This is a genomic window from Cognatundibacterium squillarum, from assembly GCF_014652435.1.
GTDB classification, from domain to species: domain Bacteria; phylum Pseudomonadota; class Gammaproteobacteria; order Burkholderiales; family Burkholderiaceae_D; genus Undibacterium; species Undibacterium squillarum.
Genome location: NZ_BMYU01000003.1, coordinates 133,083 through 157,292, shown reverse-complemented (window position 1 = coordinate 157,292; position 24,210 = coordinate 133,083). Strand labels below are relative to the sequence as shown.

General features: G+C 53.5%; 20 protein-coding genes. 14 read left to right on the top strand and 6 right to left on the bottom strand.

What is annotated here, in order from left to right:
• Positions 1 to 11 precede the first annotated feature (11 nt).
• From IE092_RS07820 to IE092_RS07805, 4 genes are all read left to right on the top strand, one after another.
• Positions 12 to 899: a M48 family metallopeptidase gene (locus IE092_RS07820; RefSeq protein WP_189356499.1), complete on the top strand. Its 888-nt coding sequence runs from the start codon at positions 12 to 14 to the stop codon at positions 897 to 899.
• Between the two features lie 650 nt (positions 900 to 1,549).
• The gene (locus IE092_RS07815; RefSeq protein WP_189356498.1) at positions 1,550 to 3,928 is read left to right on the top strand and encodes a TonB-dependent receptor; all 2,379 of its coding nucleotides are present in this window, start codon (positions 1,550 to 1,552) and stop codon (positions 3,926 to 3,928) included.
• A 90-nt stretch (positions 3,929 to 4,018) separates the two neighbouring features.
• Positions 4,019 to 5,698: a bifunctional metallophosphatase/5'-nucleotidase gene (locus IE092_RS07810; protein ID WP_189356497.1), complete on the top strand. Its 1,680-nt coding sequence runs from the start codon at positions 4,019 to 4,021 to the stop codon at positions 5,696 to 5,698.
• A 527-nt stretch (positions 5,699 to 6,225) separates the two neighbouring features.
• A complete protein-coding gene (locus IE092_RS07805; RefSeq protein WP_189356496.1) occupies positions 6,226 to 8,187 on the top strand; it encodes an acid phosphatase in 1,962 nt (653 codons plus the stop codon).
• Positions 8,188 to 8,520: 333 nt separating this feature from the next.
• Here the strand turns inward: IE092_RS07805 and IE092_RS07800 are convergent, their stop codons facing one another.
• The 5 genes from IE092_RS07800 to gatC all read right to left on the bottom strand — a co-directional run bounded on the left by IE092_RS07800 (position 8,521) and on the right by gatC (position 13,367).
• Positions 8,521 to 9,297, bottom strand: a complete 777-nt coding sequence (locus tag IE092_RS07800) for an exodeoxyribonuclease III (protein WP_189356495.1) — start codon at positions 9,295 to 9,297, stop codon at positions 8,521 to 8,523.
• 89 nt (positions 9,298 to 9,386) lie between these two features.
• Complete coding sequence (pyrE, locus tag IE092_RS07795) at positions 9,387 to 10,052, bottom strand: orotate phosphoribosyltransferase (protein ID WP_189356494.1); 666 nt, start codon at positions 10,050 to 10,052, stop codon at positions 9,387 to 9,389.
• 12 nt (positions 10,053 to 10,064) lie between these two features.
• Positions 10,065 to 11,525, bottom strand: coding sequence for an Asp-tRNA(Asn)/Glu-tRNA(Gln) amidotransferase subunit GatB (gene gatB / locus IE092_RS07790; protein WP_189356493.1), 1,461 nt, complete (start codon positions 11,523 to 11,525; stop codon positions 10,065 to 10,067).
• A 67-nt stretch (positions 11,526 to 11,592) separates the two neighbouring features.
• Positions 11,593 to 13,047, bottom strand: coding sequence for an Asp-tRNA(Asn)/Glu-tRNA(Gln) amidotransferase subunit GatA (gene gatA, locus IE092_RS07785; RefSeq protein WP_189356492.1), 1,455 nt, complete (start codon positions 13,045 to 13,047; stop codon positions 11,593 to 11,595).
• A 17-nt stretch (positions 13,048 to 13,064) separates the two neighbouring features.
• Positions 13,065 to 13,367, bottom strand: coding sequence for an Asp-tRNA(Asn)/Glu-tRNA(Gln) amidotransferase subunit GatC (gene gatC / locus IE092_RS07780; protein WP_189356491.1), 303 nt, complete (start codon positions 13,365 to 13,367; stop codon positions 13,065 to 13,067).
• A 402-nt stretch (positions 13,368 to 13,769) separates the two neighbouring features.
• Here gatC and IE092_RS07775 point away from each other — a divergent pair, with 402 nt between their 5' ends.
• From IE092_RS07775 to IE092_RS07750, 6 genes are all read left to right on the top strand, one after another.
• Entirely contained in the window at positions 13,770 to 14,813 is a 1,044-nt protein-coding gene (locus tag IE092_RS07775) for a rod shape-determining protein (RefSeq protein ID WP_189356490.1), read from the top strand.
• Between the two features lie 175 nt (positions 14,814 to 14,988).
• On the top strand, positions 14,989 to 16,098 hold the full coding sequence (gene mreC, locus IE092_RS07770) for a rod shape-determining protein MreC (protein ID WP_189356489.1): 1,110 nt from the start codon (positions 14,989 to 14,991) through the stop codon (positions 16,096 to 16,098).
• Positions 16,095 to 16,613 (top strand): rod shape-determining protein MreD, encoded by a 519-nt coding sequence (gene mreD / locus IE092_RS07765; RefSeq protein ID WP_189356488.1) that lies wholly within the window; start codon positions 16,095 to 16,097, stop codon positions 16,611 to 16,613. Before mreC ends, mreD begins: the two co-directional genes overlap by 4 nt.
• Positions 16,614 to 16,631: 18 nt before the next feature.
• Positions 16,632 to 18,620: a penicillin-binding protein 2 gene (gene mrdA / locus IE092_RS07760; RefSeq protein WP_189356487.1), complete on the top strand. Its 1,989-nt coding sequence runs from the start codon at positions 16,632 to 16,634 to the stop codon at positions 18,618 to 18,620.
• A gap of 1 nt (position 18,621) precedes the next feature.
• Positions 18,622 to 19,734 carry a rod shape-determining protein RodA gene (rodA, locus tag IE092_RS07755; protein WP_189356486.1) on the top strand — a complete coding sequence of 371 codons (1,113 nt, stop codon included), beginning with the start codon at positions 18,622 to 18,624 and terminating at the stop codon, positions 19,732 to 19,734.
• On the top strand, positions 19,731 to 20,801 hold the full coding sequence (locus IE092_RS07750) for a septal ring lytic transglycosylase RlpA family protein (RefSeq protein WP_189356485.1): 1,071 nt from the start codon (positions 19,731 to 19,733) through the stop codon (positions 20,799 to 20,801). Before rodA ends, IE092_RS07750 begins: the two co-directional genes overlap by 4 nt.
• 37 nt (positions 20,802 to 20,838) lie before the next feature.
• Here the strand turns inward: IE092_RS07750 and rsmI are convergent, their stop codons facing one another.
• Complete coding sequence (gene rsmI / locus IE092_RS07745) at positions 20,839 to 21,762, bottom strand: 16S rRNA (cytidine(1402)-2'-O)-methyltransferase (protein ID WP_189356484.1); 924 nt, start codon at positions 21,760 to 21,762, stop codon at positions 20,839 to 20,841.
• Here rsmI and IE092_RS07740 point away from each other — a divergent pair.
• From IE092_RS07740 to IE092_RS07725, 4 genes are all read left to right on the top strand, one after another.
• Positions 21,761 to 22,189, top strand: coding sequence for a YraN family protein (locus IE092_RS07740; RefSeq protein ID WP_229793090.1), 429 nt, complete (start codon positions 21,761 to 21,763; stop codon positions 22,187 to 22,189). The two genes, rsmI and IE092_RS07740, sit on opposite strands and share 2 nt — an antisense overlap.
• A gap of 22 nt (positions 22,190 to 22,211) precedes the next feature.
• Positions 22,212 to 22,805 carry a phosphoheptose isomerase gene (locus IE092_RS07735; protein ID WP_189356483.1) on the top strand — a complete coding sequence of 198 codons (594 nt, stop codon included), beginning with the start codon at positions 22,212 to 22,214 and terminating at the stop codon, positions 22,803 to 22,805.
• Positions 22,798 to 23,454 carry a BON domain-containing protein gene (locus IE092_RS07730; RefSeq protein WP_189356482.1) on the top strand — a complete coding sequence of 219 codons (657 nt, stop codon included), beginning with the start codon at positions 22,798 to 22,800 and terminating at the stop codon, positions 23,452 to 23,454. The genes IE092_RS07735 and IE092_RS07730 overlap by 8 nt, the downstream gene beginning before the upstream one ends.
• 153 nt (positions 23,455 to 23,607) lie before the next feature.
• Positions 23,608 to 24,198 carry a LemA family protein gene (locus tag IE092_RS07725; RefSeq protein ID WP_189356481.1) on the top strand — a complete coding sequence of 197 codons (591 nt, stop codon included), beginning with the start codon at positions 23,608 to 23,610 and terminating at the stop codon, positions 24,196 to 24,198.
• Positions 24,199 to 24,210: the final 12 nt, after the last annotated feature.

The window sequence follows — 24,210 nt, the reverse complement described above, 5'->3', positions numbered from 1 at the left end:
AGGAAACAGGGATGAAGCTTTTTCGCACAGGTCTGAATACAGGGTTGCTGGCGCTGATGCTGGCCTGGCCGGCCGCGTTCGCACAGGATGGTGTGCAGGTCGGACAAATGTCGCCATTGCGAAAAATTGTGCCGGCCGGTACGCTGGAACCGCAGGCTGCTGCGCAATATGCACAAACCCTGAGTAAGGCGAAGCAGCAAAATGCGCTGGCTGCTGAGAACGATCCGCAATTGCAGCGCCTGCGCGCGATTGCAAAGCGGATTATCCCTTTTGCATTACCGTGGAACGCGCGCGCCAAAGACTGGAAATGGGAAGTCAATCTGCTCGGTTCCAAACAAGTCAATGCTTACTGTATGCCGGGTGGCAAGATCGCGTTTTACACCGGCATCCTGACCACGCTGCGCATGACAGATGATGAAATTGCGATGGTGATGGGCCATGAAATCGCCCATGCGTTGCGTGAACACGGCGCGGAACGCGCAGGTAAAGCGACGATTGCGAATATTTTTGTGAAAGGCGCAGAAATTTTTGCTGCTGCGAAAGGCTATGATCCGAATGTCGCCGGCCAGTTAGCAGGCGGCGCTGCCAATATGACGATGCTGAAATTTTCACGTGACGACGAAACCGAGGCAGATATTGTTGGCCTCGATATTGCTGCGCGTGCCGGATACGACCCGCGTGCCGGTATCGTGCTATGGCAGAAAATGGGCATGGTGAATAAGAATGCGCCGCCACAATGGTTATCGACGCATCCGTCGGGCAGCAGCCGGATTGAAGAAATCCGTCGCCATTTACCGGAAGTCATGCCTTTATACGCAAAAGCCAAATCGGCACAGTTGTCTGCACTGCCGCCGTATCAGCCAAATGTGAAGGGTATTTCCCCTGTCACCTATCCTTAAAACAACCATTAAAATTGTTTATCAGATAATTTTTCTGAAAGTGCAGTTGATCCGGCATTTGTAAAAAATTGTCGGATTTTCTGACGTTTTGGTATTAATCCCCGAAAAAATCTTTTCACTCGCTGAAGTGAAATGTCTATAATCACGCCTTAATCAGCGCTGATGACGTTGAAATGTGAATAATATTGCAAGGTGTGGCAGCTTTGTGACAGTTTTGCGTGGTTTACGCCACGCTGTCATACAGCTTTCATATTTGGATGTAACACTCTGTAATATTAAAAAAAGTAATGTGATAGACTGATTTCACATACCTGAATACCCGATTTCCCGAATATTTGATGCCGGTTCTGTGCCGGATTATCTGAAAAAATAAGACGAATCTGCTTTCGTCTCATTTTTTTGTCCGAAAAGCAATCGTTTGCGCACTCTTTCCACGAGTTGTGCGGTCAGTATAGCAATCGATTGCGCGGAGATGATCAGCGCACAGGGATAGCCAGCATCATGAGGGAAACATAGTTGTGCCTGAAGCTTTTATATGACCAGCAATGGTCAGAACAATAAGTAATGGCGGAGACCCACCGGGACATGTCGATTCCGGCGCAGCAAACGAGTTTGAAACAATTATTTTTGTAATCTGATCAGGAGCATTCATGAACTTCAAGAAAGCCTCTGCAATTCCATCCCGTCTGACGATGGTAGCAGTCGCATGCCAACTGGCATGCCTGGGCATCTCTTCTGCGTATGCGGACGAGAAAGACAACCAGCCAACCGATACTAAACAAGTCACCATTACCGGCAAAAAAGTCGGTATGGGTCTGATGGTGCAGGAAAACGCGCCAAAAGCACGCAGCACTATTACTGCGGAAGAACTGGCAAAACAGCGTCCTACAGGCAATGCCTATGAAGCGCTGGAACTGATGCCTGCGGTTAACAGCTACAACTACGACTCTACCGGTCTGTTCGGTGGCGGTCTGACACTGCGCGGCTTCAACAGCGACCAGATCGGTGCAACTGTTAACGGCGTGCCAGTCAATGACTCCGGCAGCTTTGCAGTGTATCCGCAAGAATACGTGGATCAGGAAAACACCTGTACTCAGTTCGTGACTCAGGGTTCGACTGACGTAGACTCCCCGCAAATCGGTGCAACTGGCGGTAACTTCGGTATCACTACTTGCGATCCGTCCAAAGAAAAACGCTTCCGCGTAATGCAGACGCTGGGTGGCCTGAACCTGAAGAAAACTTACCTGCGTTACGACACAGGTATGGTGCTGAATAACAAAGCACGTTTCTTCATTTCTTACTCCAACGCGACTTCCGACAAATGGAAGGGTGACGGTGGTGCGCGCCGTGATCACGTGGATATGGGCTTCCGTACCGACTTCGATCGTTTCAACTCGATCTCCGGTACTATCCTGTACAACCGTGCAATCAACCAGAACATCGCTACATTCAGCCTGGCTGATCTGAACAAATACGGTTACTACTACGACTATTCGACCAAATTCATTGGTCACGTCGTACCAACCAAAGGTAAAGCTGACAGCGATGCTAACCAGGCATTCGGCGACTCTTACTTCAAGCTGACCCAGAATCCGTTTGAAAACGTGATCGCTTCCACCATCATCAAAGCACGTTTCGGTGAAAGCACAGACCTGAAAGTTGTACCTTACTACTGGTACGGCTACGGTACAGGTGGCAATCAGCAACGTCTGATGACTGAAAGCCAGTTCCTGGACAAAACAACCGGCAAAAACACTGCAGGTGTAGACCTGAACGGTGACGGCGACACACTGGATAAAGTGATCGTTGCTAACAGCAGCGTAACCCGTACTAACCGTCCTGGTATCACAGCATCTGTGAGCCACCAGCTGGACAACCACCAGTTGCTGGCAGGTTTCTGGTACGAACGTGCTACCCACGAACAATACGGTCCTATGGTTGCTGTGGACGCCAACGGTGAATCCGCAGACATCTGGCTGAAAGATGGCCGTATTCTGCGTCCGGATGGCACACCATACCAATCCCGTGACTGGAAAACAATTTCCACTGGTTATCAGTTCTTCGCACAAGACACCGTCAGCCTGATGAATGACAAGCTGACCGTGAACTTCGGTGTACGTGCTCCGACCATGAAGCGCGATTTCACTAACTACGCGAACGAAGGTTCTAACTCCGGTACAACTTACCGTATCGAGAAGAAGTACTCTGAAATTCTGCCGCAACTGGGCGTTCGTTATCAGATCAATAACAACAACCAGGTATTCGCAAGTCTGGCGCGCAACATGAAAGCACCGCCAAACTTCGTATACTCCACAAGCAACAACGTTGTGCTGGTCAATGGTCAGCCAACAATGCCAGTGGATGTAAAAGCAGAAACTTCTTACAACCTGGATATCGGCTACCGTCACCAAAGCGACTTGCTGACCGGTCAGGTTACCGTGTACGCAGTTGACTTCCGTGATCGTCAGGCAACAGCATATGATGCAGTGTCTAACACCAGCAGCCTGACCAGCGTAGGTAAAGTAAAGACTAAAGGTTTCGAAGTTGAACTGGGTAACACACCAGTCAACGGCTGGTCTTTCTACAGCTCTATCGGTTACGCGAAGAGTGAAATTCAGGAAGATCTGCCAGTCAGCAAAACAGCAACTCTGCCAACCGCTGGCAAAGAAATGACGCTGACGCCGAAATACAAAGCAGGTCTGAGCGCTCAGTACGAAACCGGCGCATGGTACACCCGTGTTAAAGTCAAATACACAGGCAAACAATGGGCAACCATGACCAATGACGAAGAAGTACCGGCATACACACTGGTTGGTCTGGATGCAGGTTATCAGTTCCCTAACACTGGTTTCCTGAAAAAACCAACACTGCGTATGAGCATCAGCAACCTGACAGACCGTCAGTACCGCAATCCGTCCAGCTTCAACGTGACGAATGCAAAAGCTTACGGTACAGCAGGCGCGAAAACTGTGTTCTACTACATGGGCGCACCACGTTTCGCATCCGTGACTTTCTCTGCTGATTTCTGATCAGTGTGAATATCACGTAAGTTCGTTGTACCTTATAAAGGTCTGCGATCCTCACCGGGTCGCAGGCCTTTTGTCTTTCAGGAAAAAAGCATGAAACTCCGTCCCTTATTTCTGAGCCCGCTGCTGGCCGCTGCGCTGCAACTGGGCGTGACTGCCAGTGCGCTGGCGGAAACCTTACGCACCGTCACCATTTTCAGTATCAATGATTTTCACGGCAATCTGCAGGCCAGCCAGCCTGTGCCTTACCAGTTCCCGCGTATGCAGGATGGCAAAGCCGTCAACGGCGCAGCCGGTGGTTATGCCTATCTGGTGACCAAACTGAAAGAGCGCCGTGCTGCGGTGGGTGACAGCATTCTGGTCGGTGCCGGCGATTTAATGGGCGCGTCGCCGATGGGTTCTGCTTTGCTGAAAGACGAACCGGTAGTGGAAGCACTGAACCGGATGCAACTGAATATTACCGCTGTCGGTAATCATGAATTTGATAACGGCACCGCCGATCTGATGCGCCGTATTCAGGGCACTTGTCCTGAGGCCGGTTGCGCATTTCAGGGTTTCAAAGGTGCCAGCTACGCGTATCTGGGCGCGAATGTGATTGATAAATCGACCGGCAAACCGTGGCTGACACCATACGTGGTGCGCCAGGTCGGTGATCTGAAAATCGGTTTTATCGGCGCAGTCACCGCAGATGTACCGAATCTGGTGGCAGGTGATGCCGTCAAAGCGCTGCGTTTTGACGATGAAGCCGAAACAATTAACCGCTATGTGCCGGAACTGAAAGCACAGGGTGTGGATGCGATTGTGGTGCTGATCCATGAAGGCGCGATGTTCAAAGGCCCGGAAAGCGATCCGACGTATCAGTGCGAAGGTTTGCAAGGCCCGATTATCAATATCGCCAATAAGATTGATCCTGCCGTCAGCCTGATCGTTTCCGGCCATTCGCATCAGGGTTACACCTGCAAGATCGGTGACAAACTGGTAGTGCAGGGCCGCAGCTACGGTGCTTATCTGACTGAATCCACGCTGACCGTGGATAAAGACAGCCGCAAAGTGGTGAAGGCCGATGCTGTGAATCATCTGATCGATCAGCAAAACATCACACCGGATGCAGAAGCACAAACACTGGTCGCAGAAGTCGCGCGTCTGACCGGCGACCTGCGTTCCCGTCCTGTGATTAAACTCAGCAAACCCTTACTGCGCTTCAGTGAAGGCGATGCATTTGACAGCTCGCTCGGCAATCTGATTGCAGATTCCCAGCTGCACTTTGCGCAGCACATGGCCGATGCCGACATCGCATTTATGAATTCCGGCGGCATCCGCAACGATTTGCCATCCGGCGCACAGGGCAGCGATATTCAGGTGACCTTCGGTGATCTGTATGCGGTACAGCCTTTCGGCAATGGTCTGGTGCGTCTGAAAATGACCGGTCAGCAAATTCTGGATGTGTTGCAACAGCAATGGAAAAACCGTCCTGCCGGCGAAGTCAAAAAACTGTTTGTGTCGCAAGGCTTCAGCTATGTCTGGCAACGCAATCCGGCAGCCGATCCGACACTGCGCGATGTGCAGGTGAACGGCAAAGCGCTGGACCCTGAGCACACTTACACCGTGATCGTGAACAGCTTCCTCGCGGAAGGCGGCGATGGTTTCACCGTGTTCAAAAAAGCCGGTGACCGTGCCTTGCTCGGTCGTGATCTGGATGCGATGGAAAGCTATATCCGCGAACACAGCAAACAGATCGACAGCATCGCGACGGACCGCGTCCACTATCAGTAAGCTGTCATTCGCATTTTGAGCGCGGAAAGCCTGTGCATGCAGGCTGACGACGTGCTTCAGACGCCCGGAGAAGTCCGGGCGTTTTTGTTTGTCCCGCGCCGTTCATTGTGCAGTTATCCGCATTCGCGATTTCCGGACAGCCAGACTTTCTGCCGACGACCGCAGTATCGCTGTGCTGAAGTCCGCAAAACAGGGAATTTCAGGCCGAAAAAGTGGTCTGCTCGGGAATTCAGCAATGTTTTGTTTCTGATGACATCGTACAACAAAAATATAAAACATCAGGCGACTGAACAAATATTCTAAATTAAGAAATCATCACCACCGTCACGTTGCAGGATGTCTTCTGAAAATGTTACAGCCGAATAAGGAAATGTATCGGTAAATATTGAACTTAATCTCGGTAGAACGCTTCAAATTTTCTGCGAAAAACACCATCAGATCCCACACTGAGCCTGACGATAGGCAGATTCTGTGTAATTAAGTCGTCATACAACATGGCTAGCATGAAGCACCTTTTCTCACTTTTCATGCTGATCATGCAAAAAATCCGTTCCGTACTTGCCGCCAGTATTGCGCTGGCACTCTGGGGTTGTGGTTCTTCCGGTTCCTCAGACAATGCTGTCACTGAGCCACTCATCATCCCTGCCGCGCCTGCGGATCAGGGCGCTGCGGAAACCGTACCGCTTCCTGCGGTTCCTGCGTTTGCTGACAATGCTGCGACGAATCAGCGCGGCGATGCCCGTTATGCCACGCTGGACACCAATGCCGGTGTGCGCGTCCTCGCAACCTATCTGAATGTCTGGAAACCGCTGACGCAAATTGTGGATGCCGGTGTCACCGCACCTGCCAACGGCAGTTTTCCGGCTGTTGTCGCATCAACATGGACTGGTGTGCCGAATGACGGCACGCCGGACGGGACAATTGCCAGCAGCACTGCGCATGCAGCGAACATCGATTACGTGGTGAAAGCCACCGCAGCAAGAACGCCGGAGCAGGCAGTGCAGGCGTATCTGGATGATCGCCGTGGTAAGGGTTACAGCGTGACAGAAGGCCTGGGACCGCTGACTGCCGCATGGCGCACCGCTGCGCAGCAAGTCACCAGTATTACCAGTGTGGCAGCGGATGCGAACACCGTGCTGTACAACGACAGCGGTAATAACACCGGCGTTGGTGGCAGCACCAATGCAGCCTTCGGCAATGTGGTCGATCTGGTCAATCTGGTCGGCAATAATGCTTCCACCGAACCTGCCAAGCGTTTTTATAAGTACGCGCGTCCTTATCGCTGGAGCACGAATGTACAGGTGCTGCCCGCACTGATGCCGGCCAGAAGCACAACGCCGGCCACCGATGGCGGCTTCCCGAGCGGCCATTCAGCAGAAGCGGTGCGCGATGCGGTTGCGATGGCCTATGTGTTGCCTGAGCGTTTTCAGGAACTGGTGACGCGCGGACTGGAGCTTGGTGAAATGCGGATCATTGCCGGTATGCATTCGCCTTTAGATGTGATGGGTGGTCGTTTGCTCGGGCAGGCGTCGGCTGTTGCCAATCTGGCAGATCCGGCCAATGCGGCCAAAAAATCTGCAGCGGTGACACAGGCACATGCCACGCTGATGGCCAGCACCGGCACTAACAGTGACACCTTCGGCGCATTTGCCAAGTCCGGTACCACAGCGAATGACCGCTTCGCAGATTACGCCAGCAATAAAGCGAATTACCTGCGCCGCCTGACCTTCGGTATGCCGCAGACCGGTACCACCGGCATTCCTGCGCCGGTTCCGAAAGGTGCGGAAGTGTTGCTCGAAACCCGTCAGCCCTATCTGAGTGATGCACAGCGCCGCGCAGTTCTGAAGACCACAGCCCTGCCATCCGGTTATGTGCTGCTGGACGATGCAGAAGGTTATGGCCGTCTGAATCTGTTCGCCGCTGCCGATGGTTACGGCGCATTCAGCGGGAATGTCATGATCACGATGGATGCGGCGAAGGGCGGTTTTCATGCATTTGACGCATGGCGTAACGATATCAGCGGCAGTGGCAAGCTGGTCAAAGATGGTACGGGCACGCTGAAACTGACCGGTAACAACAGCTGGACCGGCGGCACTGAACTGAAAGGCGGCAGCCTGCAGGCAGATGCGTCCGCAGCACTGGGCAATGGTGATGTGTATGTGAGCGGCGGCACGCTGCTGGTCAGCGCAGCGAACGGGCTGAAGTTGTCCGGCAAATATACCCAGCTCAGCGGCACGACAGCGCTGAATCTCAGTCTCGGCAGCAATCCGGGGCAGGGCACGCTGACAGTTGCGGGGACGGCAACCATCGCCGGTGGCAGCCTGCGTATCAGTTTTGCCAGCGGCTACAAGCCAAAAGCCGGTGATGTCATCACCGTGATTTCCGCTGGCAGCCTGAAAGGCCGCTTCGTCGCCATTACTGCAGACGGCTTTACGAATGTGGAGCCAGTCTACTCGGCGAACACGCTGACTCTGCGTTTTAACGCTTGAGTTCTGTATTCGCACACACTGTACCGGCAAGCCAGTTTCCGGCTTGCCGGTGCAGCTGACGGAGGCGGAAGTACGCAGAGACTGTGCAGCTATCCGCATTCGCGATTTCCGGACAGCCAGACTTTCTGCCGACGAGCGCCGGATCGCTGTGCTGAAGTCCGCAAAATGGTCGGTTTCGGGCATTTTCCGGCCTGCGCAGCACGGGTCGGAAGCTGATCAGATAATGGCAGGCTGAAAAGCACAAAGGCAGCAGGGTTTACCTGCTGCCTTTGTGCTGGTTTTTTGCGCCAGCTGAAACACCGCAAACGCGGTGACTCTGGCGATCACGCCGGATTACAGCTGATACTGAATCAGCAGCGGCGAGTGATCAGAGAAGCGTTCTTCTTTGTAGATGCTGGCAGCCTGCACGGTGGCACCGATGCCCGGTGTGGCGACCTGATAATCAATACGCCACCCGACATTGTTGGCCCATGCCTGACCGCGGTTACTCCACCATGTGTAGCATTCAGAGGTGGTGTCCGGATACAGGCGGCGGTAGGCATCGACCCAGCCCAGCTCGTCAAATACCCGCGTCATCCACGCGCGCTCTTCAGGCAGGAAACCGGAATTTTTCTGATTGCTTTTCCAGTTTTTCAGATCAGCTTCTTTGTGTGCGATATTCCAGTCGCCGCAAATCACCACTTCACGGCCTTCGGCTTTCAGCGCGGCCAGATGCGGCAGAAACACATCCATGAAACGGAATTTGGCTTCCTGACGTTCCGGCGATGAAGAGCCGGACGGGCAGTACACCGAAATCACGGTCAGATTGCCAAAGTCGCAGCGCACATAACGGCCTTCAGCATCAAATTCGGGGCTGCCGAAACCGATCTGCACCGCATCCGGTTTTTGTTTGCTGTAGACACCGGTGCCGGAATAACCTTTTTTTTCTGCGTAATGGAAAGCACCGTGGTAACCCTCGGGTTGCAGAAATTCCGGGCTCATATCGGCTTCCTGCGCTTTCAGTTCCTGTACGCAGATGAAGTCAGCGCCGGTGGATTGCATCCACGGAAAAAAACCTTTTTTAGCGGCAGAACGGATACCGTTCAGATTGGCGGAAATGATGAGTGTCATGGGAATCCGGGAAGAAAACAGCGGAACCGTGTTTCCGGTTCCGCAAACAAATCAGCCGCCCTGCGGCGGCTGAGTGCGTGAGGCAGGGTTCAGACTGCGCCGTATTTCTGGCGGTATGCTGCCACTGCATCTTTATGCTGTGCCAGCTCTGCACCACCGTTACCGGCGTTCAGGTACTCGAACAGGTCATTCAGATTGGCAATAGACACCACCGGCATCTGATACGTATTGCTGACTTCCTGCACAGCGGAATGCGCGGACAGGGCATCGTCTTTGCCGGAACGTTCCATGCGGTCGAGTGCGATCAGCACCGCCGCCGGTGTGGCACCTGCAGCGCGGATCATATCGACCGATTCACGTACCGAAGTACCGGCAGAAATCACGTCATCAATAATCACGACGCGGCCTTCCAGCTTCGCACCGACGATGGTGCCGCCTTCGCCGTGGTCTTTGGCTTCTTTGCGGTTGTAGGCAAACGGCACGTTACGGCCGCGTGCTGCCAGTGCCACTGCGGTTGCGCTGGCCAGCGTAATGCCTTTGTAGGCCGGGCCGAACAGCATATCGAATTCCACGCCGGAAGCGATCAGGGTGTCAGCGTAAAACGCTGCCAGACGACCCAGATTCGCGCCATCGTTGAACAGACCGGCGTTAAAGAAATACGGCGACAGACGGCCGGCTTTGGTCACAAATTCACCAAAGCGCAGAACACCGGCTTCTACCGAAAACTGAATAAATTCCTGACGTAAATTGCTCATAGAGACTCCTGATTAACCTGCGAGTTTTTTGCGCAGTAATTCATTCACCAGTGCCGGTGCCGCTTTACCTTTGGTGGCTTTCATTGCCTGACCGACCAGCGAGTTGAAGGCTTTTTCTTTACCGGAACGGAATTCATCCACGGATTGCTGATTCGCTGCCATCACTTCATCAATGATCGCTTCCAGCGCGCCGGTATCGGTAATCTGCTTCAGGCCTTTGGATTCAATTACTTTGTCCGCCAGCGCGACGTCGTCAGACGGTGCTTCCCACATTGCCGCAAATACTTCTTTGGCGATCTTGTTGGAAATCGTGCCATCGGTGATACGCTGCAGCAGCAATGCCAGCTGCGCCGCAGAGACCGGAATCGCACTGATATCGGTGCCTTCGCGGTTCAGTGTCGATGCCACGTCACCCATCATAAAGTTCGCTGCCGGTTTGGCTTGCGCAGCACCTGCGGCCTGCACCACGGCTTCAAAGTAAGTCGCCATACCTTTGGATTGTGTCAGCACAGTCGCATCGTATTCCGGCAAGCCGAGTTGTTCGACAAAACGCGCGCGCATTGCGGCTGGCAGTTCCGGCATGTTCTGACGGACTTTTTCAATCCAGTCGCTGCCGATGCGCAGCGGTGGCAGATCCGGATCAGGGAAGTAGCGGTAATCCTGCGAATCTTCCTTGCTGCGCATGGAGCGCGTGACTTTTTTGTCCGGATCATACAGACGGGTTTCCTGTACCACGGTGCCGCCGTCTTCGATCAGTTCAATCTGACGACGCACTTCGTAGTTGATCGCTTCTTCAAGGAAACGGAAGGAGTTCAGGTTTTTGATTTCAGCACGGGTACCGAATTCTTTCTGACCGACAGGACGCACGGACACGTTAGCGTCGCAGCGGAAAGAACCTTCCTGCATGTTACCGTCACAGATATCCAGCCAGACTACCAGCGCATGCAGGGCTTTGGCATAAGCAACGGCTTCTGCGGCGCTGCGCATGACCGGCTCGGTCACGATTTCCAGCAGCGGTGTACCGGCGCGGTTCAGATCGATACCGGACATGCCCTGATAATCTTCATGCAGCGATTTACCGGCATCTTCTTCCAGATGCGCGCGGGTCAGCTGAATCTGACGCACTTCCGGTTTGCCGTCTTTTTCCACGATACAGGACACATAGCCGCCCTGTACCACCGGAATTTCAAACTGACTGATCTGATAGCCTTTCGGCAGATCCGGATAAAAATAGTTTTTACGCGCAAACACCGATTCCGGTGCGATATGCGCGCCAACGGCCAGACCGAACTGAATCGCTTTTTCGACCGCGCCTTTATTCATCACCGGCAATACGCCCGGCAAAGCCAGATCCACAGGGCTGGCTTGTGTATTCGGTTCCGCACCGAAAGCAGTGGAAGATCCACTGAAAATTTTAGAACGGGTTTTGAGCTGTACGTGGGTCTCAAAACCGATAACGACTTCCCATTGCATAAGCTATCCTTGTTTCAGTGAGGGCGGGGCAGACTCACCCGCCGGGCCCGCCGCAGCGGGACACAGATTATTCCGGGCTGCGCAGATGCCAGTCAGTAACTTGCTGGTACTGATGCGCGATATTCAGCAGACGGGCTTCTTCAAAGTAATTACCGATCAGTTGCAGACCCACAGGGCGGCGACTGTTTTTCTCGCCCTGACCAAATCCGCACGGTACCGACATGCCCGGCAAACCGGCCAGACTGGTGGACAGTGTGAAGATATCGGCCAGATAGTTAGCGACCGGATCATCGGATTTTGCGCCCAGATCCCATGCCACGCTTGGCGCCACCGGACCCATGATTACATCGCACTGGGTGAAGGCCGCAGCGAAATCCTGCGCAATCAGACGGCGGATTTTCTGTGCCTGCAGGTAGTAAGCATCGTAATAACCGTGCGACAGTACATACGCACCGGTCATGATGCGGCGTTTCACTTCATCGCCGAAACCTTCGGTACGGCTCTTGGTGTACATATCGTTCAGATCGGTGTATTCGGCTGCACGGTGACCGTAACGCACGCCGTCAAAACGGCTCAGGTTGGAGGATGCTTCAGCCGGTGCAATCACGTAATACACAGGGATGGACAATTCGGTTTTCGGTAGGGAAATTTCCACGATGCTGGCGCCGAGTTTTTTGTATTCTTCCAGCGCTGCGTGAATCGCCTGTTTCACATCATCCGCCAGACCTTCACCGAAGAATTCTTTCGGCACACCGATACGCAAGCCTTGCAGCGACTGGTTCAGCAGACGGTTGAAATCTTCCGGTTTGCGTTCCAGCGAGGTGGAATCTTTCTCGTCAAAGCCCACCATGGCGTTCAGCAACAGGCCGCAGTCTTCCGCAGTCTGGGCCATCGGGCCACCCTGATCCAGCGATGAGGCAAACGCGATCATGCCGTAACGGGACACACTGCCGTATGTCGGTTTAATACCGGTAATACCGCAGAATGCCGCTGGCTGGCGAATCGAACCGCCGGTATCGGTACCGGTAGCGGCCGGTGTCAGGCGCGCAGCCACTGCCGCAGCCGAACCGCCGGAAGAGCCACCGGGTACAGCGCTCAGATCCCATGGATTTTTCACCGCACCGAAGTGCGAGTTTTCATTGGCAGAACCCATCGCGAATTCATCGCAGTTCAGTTTGCCCAGCGTCACCATACCGGCAGAGGCCAGTTTTTCCACGACAGTTGCGTCAAACGGGCTGGTGTAATTGCCGAGCATGCGCGAACCGGCTGTCGAACGCAGACCACGGGTCACGAAAATGTCTTTATGGGCGATAGGCACACCAGTCAGCACGCCGGCATTACCGGCAGCCAGACGTGCATCGGCAGCCGCTGCCTGTGCCAGTGTCAGTTCAGGATCAACATGCAGAAATGCATTCAGATTGCTGGCGCTGATGCGGTCTAAGTAAAGACGTGCCAGTTCAGTGGCGGAAACTTGTTTGCTCTGCAGTAAGGCAGATAACTGCGCTATGGTTTTTTGATGCATACGGTTCTCCATCCGGCTTATTCGATGACTTTCGGGACCAGATACAGGCCATCCTGCGTGGCAGGCGCGCATTGCTGGTAATCATCACGGCGATTGGTTTCAGTGACCTCGTCTTCACGCAGACGCAGCGCCAGTTCCGGCAGCAGTGCTGCGATCGGGTGACTTAACGGTGCCACGCCAGTGGTATCAATCGCATTCAGTTGTTCTGCCAGCGCAAAAATACTGTTCAGCTTGTCGAGGGTGGAGGCCGCCTCGCTGTCGGAAACGTTCAGCTTTGCCAGCTTGGCAATGCGGTTCACATCATTCAGTGTCAGAGACATATCGGTAGCGTGTAAACACGTTCAGGTTTATCAAGAAAAGGGAGAGGACACCGCGGAATCAGACCAGTCTGACCAGCCTGATGACCGTCTGTCAGAGGCTCGCACCGCAAGCCCGGGCAGTACCGTAAAAAAGAACGGCACAGACAGCATTTTTCGGTACAGGTGTCCGGTAAAATCAACAGGATTATAAGGTAGAATGACAGGTTAATGCCCTAAATAGCGCGCTAATTCCTGTCAGTTCAAGCATAAAGACAGTGTCAGCGCAGCGCGGATAAAACAGGGCTCATTTCAGCAATGCTTTGTCAGTGACACAGGATTGCTGAAATGGGCTCAGGGCGACCGAATTTTCCGGCGATGCAGTCTGGTGCTGCTGTCAGCCATAACGTTTTCACAGGACTCTACATGTTTGGTTCTTTACGCAGTTATTTTTCGAACGATCTCGCAATTGACCTTGGTACCGCAAACACCCTGATTTACGCCCGCAGCCAGGGCATCGTACTGGATGAGCCTTCTGTCGTGGCAATTCGTCAGGAAGGTGGCCCGAACGGCAAAAAAACCATACAGGCCGTTGGTAAAGAAGCAAAACAAATGCTGGGTAAAGTCCCCGGTAATATCGAAGCCATCCGCCCTATGAAAGACGGCGTGATTGCGGACTTCACGGTCACCGAGCAAATGCTCAAGCAATTCATCCGCATGGTGCATGACACCAAATTCTTCAAGCCTTCCCCGCGTATCATCATTTGCGTACCGTGCGGTTCGACACAGGTTGAACGCCGTGCGATCCGTGAATCCGCACTCGGCGCGGGCGCTTCTCAGGTGTATCTGATTGAAGAACCAATGGCCGCTGCGATTGGTGCCGGTCTGCCGGTATCGGAAGCGACCGGTTCCATGGTGGTGGATATCGGTGGCGGTACTACCGAAGTCGGCATCATCTCGCTGGGCGGTATGGTCTACAAAGGTTCTGTACGTGTTGGCGGTGACAAATTTGATGAAGCCATCGTGAATTACATCCGTCGTAACTACGGCATGCTGATCGGTGAACAGACTGCGGAAGCGATCAAAAAAGCGATCGGCTCTGCGTTCCCGGGCTCCGAAGTGAAAGAAATGGAAGTCAAAGGCCGCAACCTGTCCGAAGGTATTCCGCGTTCGTTCACAATTTCCAGCAATGAAATTCTGGAAGCACTGACAGATCCGCTGAATAACATCGTGTCCGCTGTCAAAAATGCGCTGGAACAAACACCGCCGGAACTGGGTGCAGATATTGCCGAAAAAGGCATGATGCTGACTGGTGGCGGCGCATTGCTGCGTGATCTGGACCGTCTGCTGATGGAAGAAACCGGCCTGCCGGTGATCGTTGCAGAAGATCCGCTGACCTGCGTTGTGCGTGGTTCCGGTATGGCACTGGAGCGCATGGACAAACTCGGTTCCATCTTCTCTTACGAATAACAGCGGGTTAGCGGGCTGAGGCCGCCGACGGCGGTGATCAGCCTCCCGTGTCCTGCAGCCGGTGTGTCCGGCGGCGGGCGAAGCCGGCAGTATTGCGTCGGCTTTTTGTTTTTTTAACCGTGCACTGTCTCTGGCAGACAGTTTCAGCTGATCTGGCATTGTTGATGGATTTCGTATGAATTACAGTCCGCCGCCATTATTTAAACAGGGTGCTTCCGCGCGGGCGAAAGCACTCTTTTTTACAATCTTTGCCATCTGTCTGCTGGTCATCGATTCCCGTCTGCAATCCTTATCCCTGTTGCGTCAGATTATCGGCACGGTACTGTATCCGGTACAAATGGTCGCCAGTGTGCCTGCACAGGCGGCCCGCGATGTTTCTGTCTATTTTTCCGGTATTACTGAACTGCAGGCCGAAAACAACCGCCTGAAACAGCAGCGCACACGCCATGCAGATTTACTGCAGCAGGGCGGACAGTTACAGTCTGAAAATGCGCATTTGCGCAAACTGCTGGATGCGCGTGAACGTATGCCGGCCAAATCCGTGATGGCGGAAATTATTTACGATGCGCGTGATCCGTCTACCCGCAAACTGGTGGTGGACCGTGGTCTGAAAGACGGCGTGGAGCAGGGGCAACCGGTGATTGATGATCTTGGCGTGGTCGGTCAGGTCACACGGGTGTTCCCGATGACATCGGAAGTGACGTTGCTGACAGACAAAACGCAGGCGATTCCGGTGCAGATTTTGCGTAACGGCTTACGCAGCGTCGCCTACGGGCGCGGACAGTCTCCGTATCTGGATATGAAAGTCACCTCGAATGCCGATGTGCAAAAAGGCGATGTGCTGGTGACTTCCGGTCTGGATGGCATTTATCCGCCGGGGCTGGCGGTTGCCAAAGTTGAAGTAGTGGAAAACAAAGGTACCAGTACCTTTGAAAACATCGTGTGTATGCCGGTGGCCGGTGTCGAAAAAAACCGTCAGTTACTGATATTGCAGGTATCCACCCGTGATTTGCCGAAACCGGACAGCGAAGAAATCCGCGCTAAGAAGGAAAAAATTAACCGCCGTGTAACGCGTGATAACGGTCCGGTCAGCGATCTGCGTTTGCCATCCGAGCAAAGCAATGCTGCGCCCGGATCTGCTGCGCAGGTAACAGCGCCGGCCGCTGTACCTGCGGCAGTACCGGCATCCCGTGAGCAGACAGCGAAACCCGTACCTGCACCGCTTGTACGGCCTGCGGCACAGCCGGCAAGTAAAACGGCATCCCAGTCTCAGGAGGCGCCATGACGCAGCCGAATTACATCCTGCTGCCGGTCAATCCGGTATTCATCACCTTCAGTTTTGTGGTGGCGTTTTTACTGAACTTTCTGCCATGGGGCGGTTTGCTCGGCGTGCCGGATTTTGTGGCACTGGTACTGGTATTCTGGAGTATTCACCAGCCGCGTAAAGTCGGTATCGGACTGGCATTCACTATGGGACTGATCATGGATGTGCATGATTCAGTGTATCTGGGTGAAAACGCGCTGGCATTCACGGTGTTGTCTTACTTTGCAATCACAATACACCGCCGCGTTCTGTGGTTTACGCCATTTGCCCAGTCCCTGCATGTTTTGCCGCTGTTTGTACTCGCTCAGGCCTTGCAGGTTATTGTCCGCCTGATTGTCGCACCGGATGCGCATTTCCCCGGCTGGCTGGTATTCAGTCAGAGTCTGGTGACAACAATACTGTGGCCGCTGGCTACGCTGATTCTGCTCGCACCGCAAAAACGCGCGGTGGACAAAGATCATACCCGCCCGATCTGACCTCGCAGCCACTGTCTTATGAATGAGTTTAAAAATACTGAGCGTGAAATTTACCTGTTCCGCGTGCGGCTGGTAGTCATCGCTTTGTTTGTACTGATCTGTTTTTCGCTGCTGGTGGCCCGTTTTGTCTGGTTGCAAGTCATACGTCATGATGAATATGTGGCGGCAGCGGATGAAAACCGCATCGATATCGTACCGATTGTGCCTAACCGTGGCCTGATCATGGATCGCAACGGTGTGGTGCTGGCGCAGAATTATTCAGCCTACACACTGGAGATCACACCATCCAAAATCAAGCAGGATATGGATTTGCTGATCGATGATCTGGCCGATCTGGTTGATATTCAGCCCAAGCACCGTAAGCGCTTCCGTAAGCTGATGGAGGAATCCAAGAGCTTTGAGAGTATCCCTATCCGTACCCGTTTAACCGACGATGAAGTAGCGCGTTTTATTGCACAGCGCTTCCGTTTCCCGGGCGTTGATATTCAGGCGCGCTTGTTCCGTCATTATCCGCAAGGTGAATCGGCATCGCATGTGATCGGTTATATCGGGCGTATCAGTCAGAAAGATGCTGAAGCACTGGAAGAGTCCGAAGACGGCGCCAACTACAACGGTACCGATTACATCGGCAAAGAGGGTCTGGAAAAAAGTTACGAAGCCATGCTGCATGGTAAGACCGGCTTCGAGCAAGTCGAAGTATCCGCCGGTGGCCGCGCAGTCCGTACTTTGTCACGCACACCGCCAGTGGCCGGAAAAAACCTGATTCTGTCGGTGGATATTGAACTGCAGAAAATTGTGGAAGAGGCGTTCGGTGACCGTCGCGGTGCGCTGGTGGCGATCGAACCCAAAACCGGTGACGTACTGGCTTTTGTTTCCAAGCCTACTTACGATCCGAATCTGTTTGTCGAAGGCATTGATCAGCAAAGCTGGAATGAATTAAATACTTCAGAAGACCGTCCTTTGCTGAACCGCCCGCTGACCGGTGCTTATCCGCCGGGATCAACGTATAAGCCGTTTATGGGGCTGGCGGCACTGGAGCTCGGAAAACGAACGCCGCACCAGATTTACGCTGATCCGGGCTATTTCACCTTCGGTAACCATACGTTCAAAGACGATAAACCGGGCGGTCACGGTGGCGTGGATTTATACCGTTCGATTGCACAATCCTGTGACACCTATTATTACGCGCTGGCGAATGATATGGGTGTCGATATGATCCATGATTTCATGAAACCTTTCGGTTTCGGCCAGAAAACCGGTATCGATCTTGAGCACGAACGTACCGGGATTCTGCCGTCGACCGAATGGAAGCGCCGTGCTTTCAAAAAACCGCAGCAGCAGCGCTGGATTCCGGGTGACACTATTTCGCTCGGTATTGGTCAGGGGCAAAATACCTTCACGCCACTGCAAATGGCACATGCGATGGCAACGCTGGCGAACAACGGTGTGGTGATGAAGCCGCATCTGGTCAAAATGACGGAAGATCCCGCTTCGCATCAGCGTACGCTGACTGTACCAAAAGAAAGCTACCGTATTCCGCTGAAACAGGAAAATATCGACATCATTAAAAATGCGATGGTGGGTGTGGTGCGCGAAGGAACATCGGCGCGCGTATTTGCCGGTGCGGAATACGTGTCCGGCGGTAAAACCGGTACTGCGCAGGTCATCAGTATCAAGAAAGGTGAGAAATACGATGCCAAACGGATGGCGGCACGCCATCTGGATCACTCGCTGTACATTGCCTTTGCACCGGTTGATCAGCCGAAAATTGCCGTGGCGATCATCGTGGAAAACGGTGGTTTCGGTGCTGAAGCGGCTGCGCCGATTGTGCGTAAGGCGCTGGATTATTACTTGCTGGGCAAACGTCCGGTGAAAGAGAATCGTGAGCCGCAGCCGAAAGTACAGAGTGACCCTGCCTTGTTCCGCTCGGATCAGGAACTGAAGAATCCGGCAGAGCCACCTCCTTCACCTAAGCCTGGCGAAGAAACTACCGGGAATAAGGACTGATATGAGCCAATTTCATATGAACTGGCGCGCCATTCGCCGTTATTTCGCCGTGTTTGACGGCCCGCTGGCGATACTGATTTTTCTGATTATGTCCTGCGGCATTGTGACGCTGTATTCTGCTGGTTACGATTTTCCGGGGCGGGTGGAGGATCAGTTGCGGAATATCGTGGTGTCTTTTTTTGTGATGTGGATTGCAGCCAGTGTGCCGCCGCAAACGCTGATGCGCTTTGCCATTCCGATTTATACGCTCGGTGTAGCTTTGCTGATCGCCGTTGCGCTGTTCGGGATGGTGAAAAAAGGATCGCGCCGCTGGCTGAATGTCGGTATGGTGATTCAGCCCTCCGAGATGCTGAAAATCGCAACGCCGTTAATGCTGGCCTGGTATTTTCAAAAACGCGAAGGTGCTCTGCGGGTGCAGGACTTTGTGATTGCGACCATTATCCTTGCCATTCCGTTCGGACTGATTGGCAAGCAGCCGGATCTCGGCACGGCGATGCTGGTCGGTATGGCAGGATTTACCGTCATTTTTCTGGCGGGTTTGTCCTGGAAAGTGATTCTCGGTATTCTCGGCTTTGCCGCCGCAGTGATACCAACCATCGTATGGCCTTACATGCTGCACGACTACCAGCGTGACCGGGTGCTGACATTGCTCGACCCCAGCCGCGATCCGCTGGGTAAAGGCTTTCATATTATTCAGTCCACGATTGCTGTGGGCTCCGGCGGTGTCACAGGCAAAGGCTGGCTGAAAGGAACGCAGGCGCATCTGGAATTTATTCCCGAACGCACAACCGATTTTATCTTCGCGGTTTTTTCAGAAGAATTCGGGCTTGTTGGTAATCTGGTCTTATTGCTGCTGTATCTGTTAATGATAGCACGTTGCCTGATGATCGCCGCTAACGCACCAACGCTGTTTACCCGCTTACTGGCGGGTTCGATGACAGCGATCTTTTTTACCTATGCATTTGTCAATATGGGTATGGTCAGTGGTATTCTGCCCGTGGTGGGTGTGCCGCTGCCGTTTATGAGTTACGGTGGTACAGCGCTGGTAACGCTGGGTATGGCCGCCGGCATCCTGATGAGTGTGCAACGACATCGTAAGCTGATACAGACATGAAAAAACTGCCTGCAAATAAGCTCTTACCTTTTGTTTCCGCAACTACGCTGGCTGCATTGCTGGCAGCTTGCGGCACCACACCGAAAGCGCCTGTCAGTGAAGCACCGCGCGCAACGAATCAGCCGCCTGTGACTGTACCTGTGCTGCCGAAAGCCAATTCAGGTAAGGGTGGCTATTACAAAGATGATGGCCCCGGCGACAATCCGCCACCGGGCCTGGAATTCACTGTCGATCCGATTCCGAAAATTGAACCGTATGCCCGTGGCGCCAGTAAGCCGTATGTGGTGTTCGGAAAAACCTTCACCCCGATCAACGATGACACCACGCCGTTTATTCAGCGCGGTCTGGCAAGCTGGTACGGCAAGAAATTCCACGGACAGCGCACCTCATCCGGTGAGCCTTACGACATGTACAAAATCACGGCAGCGCATCCTACTCTGCCGATTCCTTCCTATGCGCGGGTGACGAATCTGAGCAACGGACGTCAGATTATTGTGCGTGTGAATGACAGAGGCCCGTTTCAGGGAAACCGGATTATCGATTTGTCTTATACAGCTGCACTGAAACTGGAAGTGCTGGGAAAAGGTAGTACTCAGATTGAAGTCGAGCGTTTATTACCTGCCGACATAGAACGCATGGCGGAAAACCGTAAAAATCAGCCGCCGCAGACAATCCGCAGCGCGTCTGCAGATCCGGTAGTCAACACGCAGGTTGCGATGACATCGCCGATTCCGCAGCAAGCAATGCCGGTTCCTGCTGCTCTGGAGGATGCCGGTCTTGCCCAGAATACCCGTCCGGTAGAAAAGCTCAGCACGCCGCCTGCGATTCCGGCGGGTAGTGGTTTCTATCTGCAGTTCGGTGCGTTTGCGATTCGCTCAAATGCAGAAAATGTGATGTCGCAACTGAAAGGTAAGGCGGAATCCCGCTTACCGACGTTTGAAATCGTGCAGCAGGGCAGTTTATACCGTCTGGTCAGTGGCCCCTTCACCAGTCGCGCCGAAGCGCAGCAAGCGCTGGCAATGGCGGGTGATCTGGGAACCGGCAAGCCGGTGGTGGTGCAGCGCTGAATAATCAGCGCTGTTTTCGTGGCGTTTTAATCAATCATCAATCGGCTGCTTCGTCGTCTTCTGACTGCAGACTGAGCGCGAGCTGATACAAAGCATTTTTCTTCTGGCCGGTAATTGCGGCCGCCAGACTGGCGGCCTGACTGACAGAGCAGGATTCCAGCAAAATACCCAGAATACGCTGCGCTTCCTGCATGCCATTGTCTTGCTGCGGTGGTAAGCCTTCGATCAGCAATACGTATTCACCTTTCTCACGGTGCTTATCTGCTTTCAGCCATGCACCGGCTTCGGCTAATGTGCAGCGCTGGCTTTCTTCAAACAGCTTGGTCAATTCGCGCGCCAGCACGATGCGGCGTTGCGGGCCGAACACTTCCAGCATCGCAGCGATGGTGTCATGAATACGATGCGGTGCTTCGTAAAAAATCTGGGTCGCACTGGTGTTGACGCAGCGCTGCAGCACTTCCGTGCGCTGACCGGCTTTGCTTGGCAAAAAGCCGATAAACTGAAACTGGTCGTCGGTAAAACCGCTGGCAGACAAGGCAGTAATCGCAGCTGATGCACCCGGCAATGCAATCACAGGTAATCCCTGATTGCGCAGTTCATCGACAATTCTTGCACCCGGATCAGACACGCCCGGCGTACCGGCATCCGACACCAGCGCGATACGCTCACCGGCCTGCAGACGCTCCGCGATTTTTTGCGCTACTTCACGTTCATTATGCTGATGCGCTGCGATCAGTGGCTTCTGCAGTCCGTACAGACTGAGCAATTGCGCGGTGTTGCGCGTATCTTCACAAGCGATCGCATCTGCCAGATTCAGCAGATACAAGGCGCGCAGGGAAATGTCGCCAGTGTTTCCAATCGGCGTGGCAACTACATATAATGTGCCGGCCGGATATTGTTGTCTTGTTATGGTTTCCGGCAAAGACGGGGAAATCCACGAAAATTGTTCGCTGAGGCTCATGCAGATGCCGTTCTGGAAGAAAAAATCAGATTGTACGCCAGCTGAGACTGGCGGGGCGCATTCCGCCACGCCTGCAGACCGCCGCACCCGCAAACAGCAAACCGGTGATGCGGGCGAAGATGCCGCACTGGCATACTTGCAGCAACGCGGTATGGTGCTGGTTGAGCGCAACTTCCGCTGCCCCGGCGGCGAGATTGATCTTATCCTGCGTGACCGCGATACACTGGTGTTTGTCGAAGTGCGCAGTCGTGCTTCCGCACGCTTCGGTGGTGCACTCGCCAGCATCACGCCTGCCAAACAAAGGAAACTCTGGCACGCCGCGCAGGTCTATCTGGTGCAGTTTTCTGCACCTCCGGCCTGCCGGTTTGATGTGATTGCGATAGAAGCGGGTACAATCCACTGGTTACCCGATGCAATGATGGCCTGAGGGCCGGAAAGATAGTTTGTAGATGAGCACCCAACGAATTCTGACGCACTTCCGCGAAAGTGCTGAACTGAAGATCAAAGCTGCTGAAGTGCTGGCAGCGCCGATCACGGAAGCGGTGGAACTGATGTTCCTTGCGCTGTCCAACGGCAATAAGATTCTGGCCTGCGGTAATGGCGGCTCAGCGGCCGATTGCCAGCATTTCGCTGCAGAACTGATTGGCCGCTTTGAACGTGAGCGTTTACCGCTGCCGGCGATTGCGCTGACCACCGATACATCGATTATAACGGCGATTGCCAACGATTATCAGTTCAACGACGTTTATGCTAAGCAGGTGCAGGCGCTTGGTCAGGCCGGAGACATTTTGCTGGCAATTTCCACATCCGGAAATTCCGCGAATGTGATCAATGCAATTGAAGCCGCACTGGAACGTGATATGCGCGTGATTGCGCTGACCGGTAAAACCGGCGGCAAGATCGGCGAATTACTGACGGAAGCAGATGTCCATATCTGCGTACCGCATGACAGAACAGCAAGGATTCAGGAAGTTCACTTGCTGACGATTCATTGTTTATGTGACGGTATTGATACCGCACTGTTCGGAGGTGAGGATGAATAAAGCAGTTTCCCGTCGTTTTGCCCGTCCTTTGCTGGCGGTTTCTTTATGCTGTGCCGCCGCTGTCAGTTTGCAGGGTTGTGTGGAACTGGTGGTTGGCAGCGCCGTCATGGGGACGCTGGCAGCAACTGATCGCCGCACGTTTGGTGCGCAAACTGAAGATAAGTCGATTGAAGTGAAGGGCGAAGTGCGTTTGTCGAAAAACCTCGGCGATGGTGCGCATGTGAACGTGAATTCGTTTAACCGCCATGTTTTGCTGACCGGCGAAGTATGGAACGAAAACATGCGTCAGCAGGCTGAGCAGGAATTGCGGGCAATCGATGGTGTGGTGACCGTATCGAATGAAATTCAGGTAGCAGGCACATCCAGCTTGTCTTCACGTTCGAACGATGCGCTGATCACCGGCAAGGTGAAGGCATCGCTGGTGGATACCAAAGGTTTGTACGCCGGCTCGTTTAAAGTCGTTACGGAAGCGGGTGTCGTGTATCTGATGGGACGTGTGACGCAGCGCGAAGGCGATCAGGCGGCGCAGGTTGCTGCCAGTGTCGGCGGTGTGCGTAAAGTCGTGAAAGTACTCGAATATATCAGCGAAGAAGAATTGCGCAGACTGGTCGCAACGCCGGAACCGCAGAAGCAACCGGCAAATCCTTAATCCTCACTAAACCGCATCCAACGTGATGCGGTTTGTCTTTATACGTAGACAAAAGGTAAAAGTTTCTAGCAAATACCGTTTTTTTATTATTGTCTTTGTATAAAATTGCAATCGCTTTACCGGCAGCCTGCCGGTTTATTTTACGGAGATGTGATGATTACGATGCTCGTTATTCTTGCCCTGCTGGCTGTTGTCGTGTTCTGGGCGATTGGTGTGTACAACGGACTGGTTGCGCAGCGTAACCGTTATAAAAATTCGTTTGCACAGATTGATGTTCAGCTGAAACGCCGTTACGACCTGATTCCGAATCTGGTGGAAATCGCCAAAGGTTATATGAAGCATGAGCGCGAAACACTGGAAGCCGTGATTGCAGCGCGTAATTCCGCATTCAATGCCAGTGCCAAAGCCAGCACGGATCCAAGTGATGCAGCTGCTGTGCAACAACTGTCGCAAGCTGAAGGGACGCTGAATGCCTCGCTGGGCCGTTTGTTTGCATTGTCTGAAGCCTATCCTGATCTGAAAGCGAATCAGAATATGCTGCAACTGACGGAAGAACTGACCAGCACTGAAAACAAAATCTCGTTTGCGCGTCAGGCTTATAACGATACGGTGATGCAGTACAACACAGCGACCGAACAGTTTCCGGGTTCTGTGATTGCCGGTATGTTCGGCTTCCGTCAGGCAGAGCAATTGCAGGTAATTGAAGCGCCGCAGGAACGTCAGGCAGTGAAAGTATCGTTCTGATTCCGGTTTGAA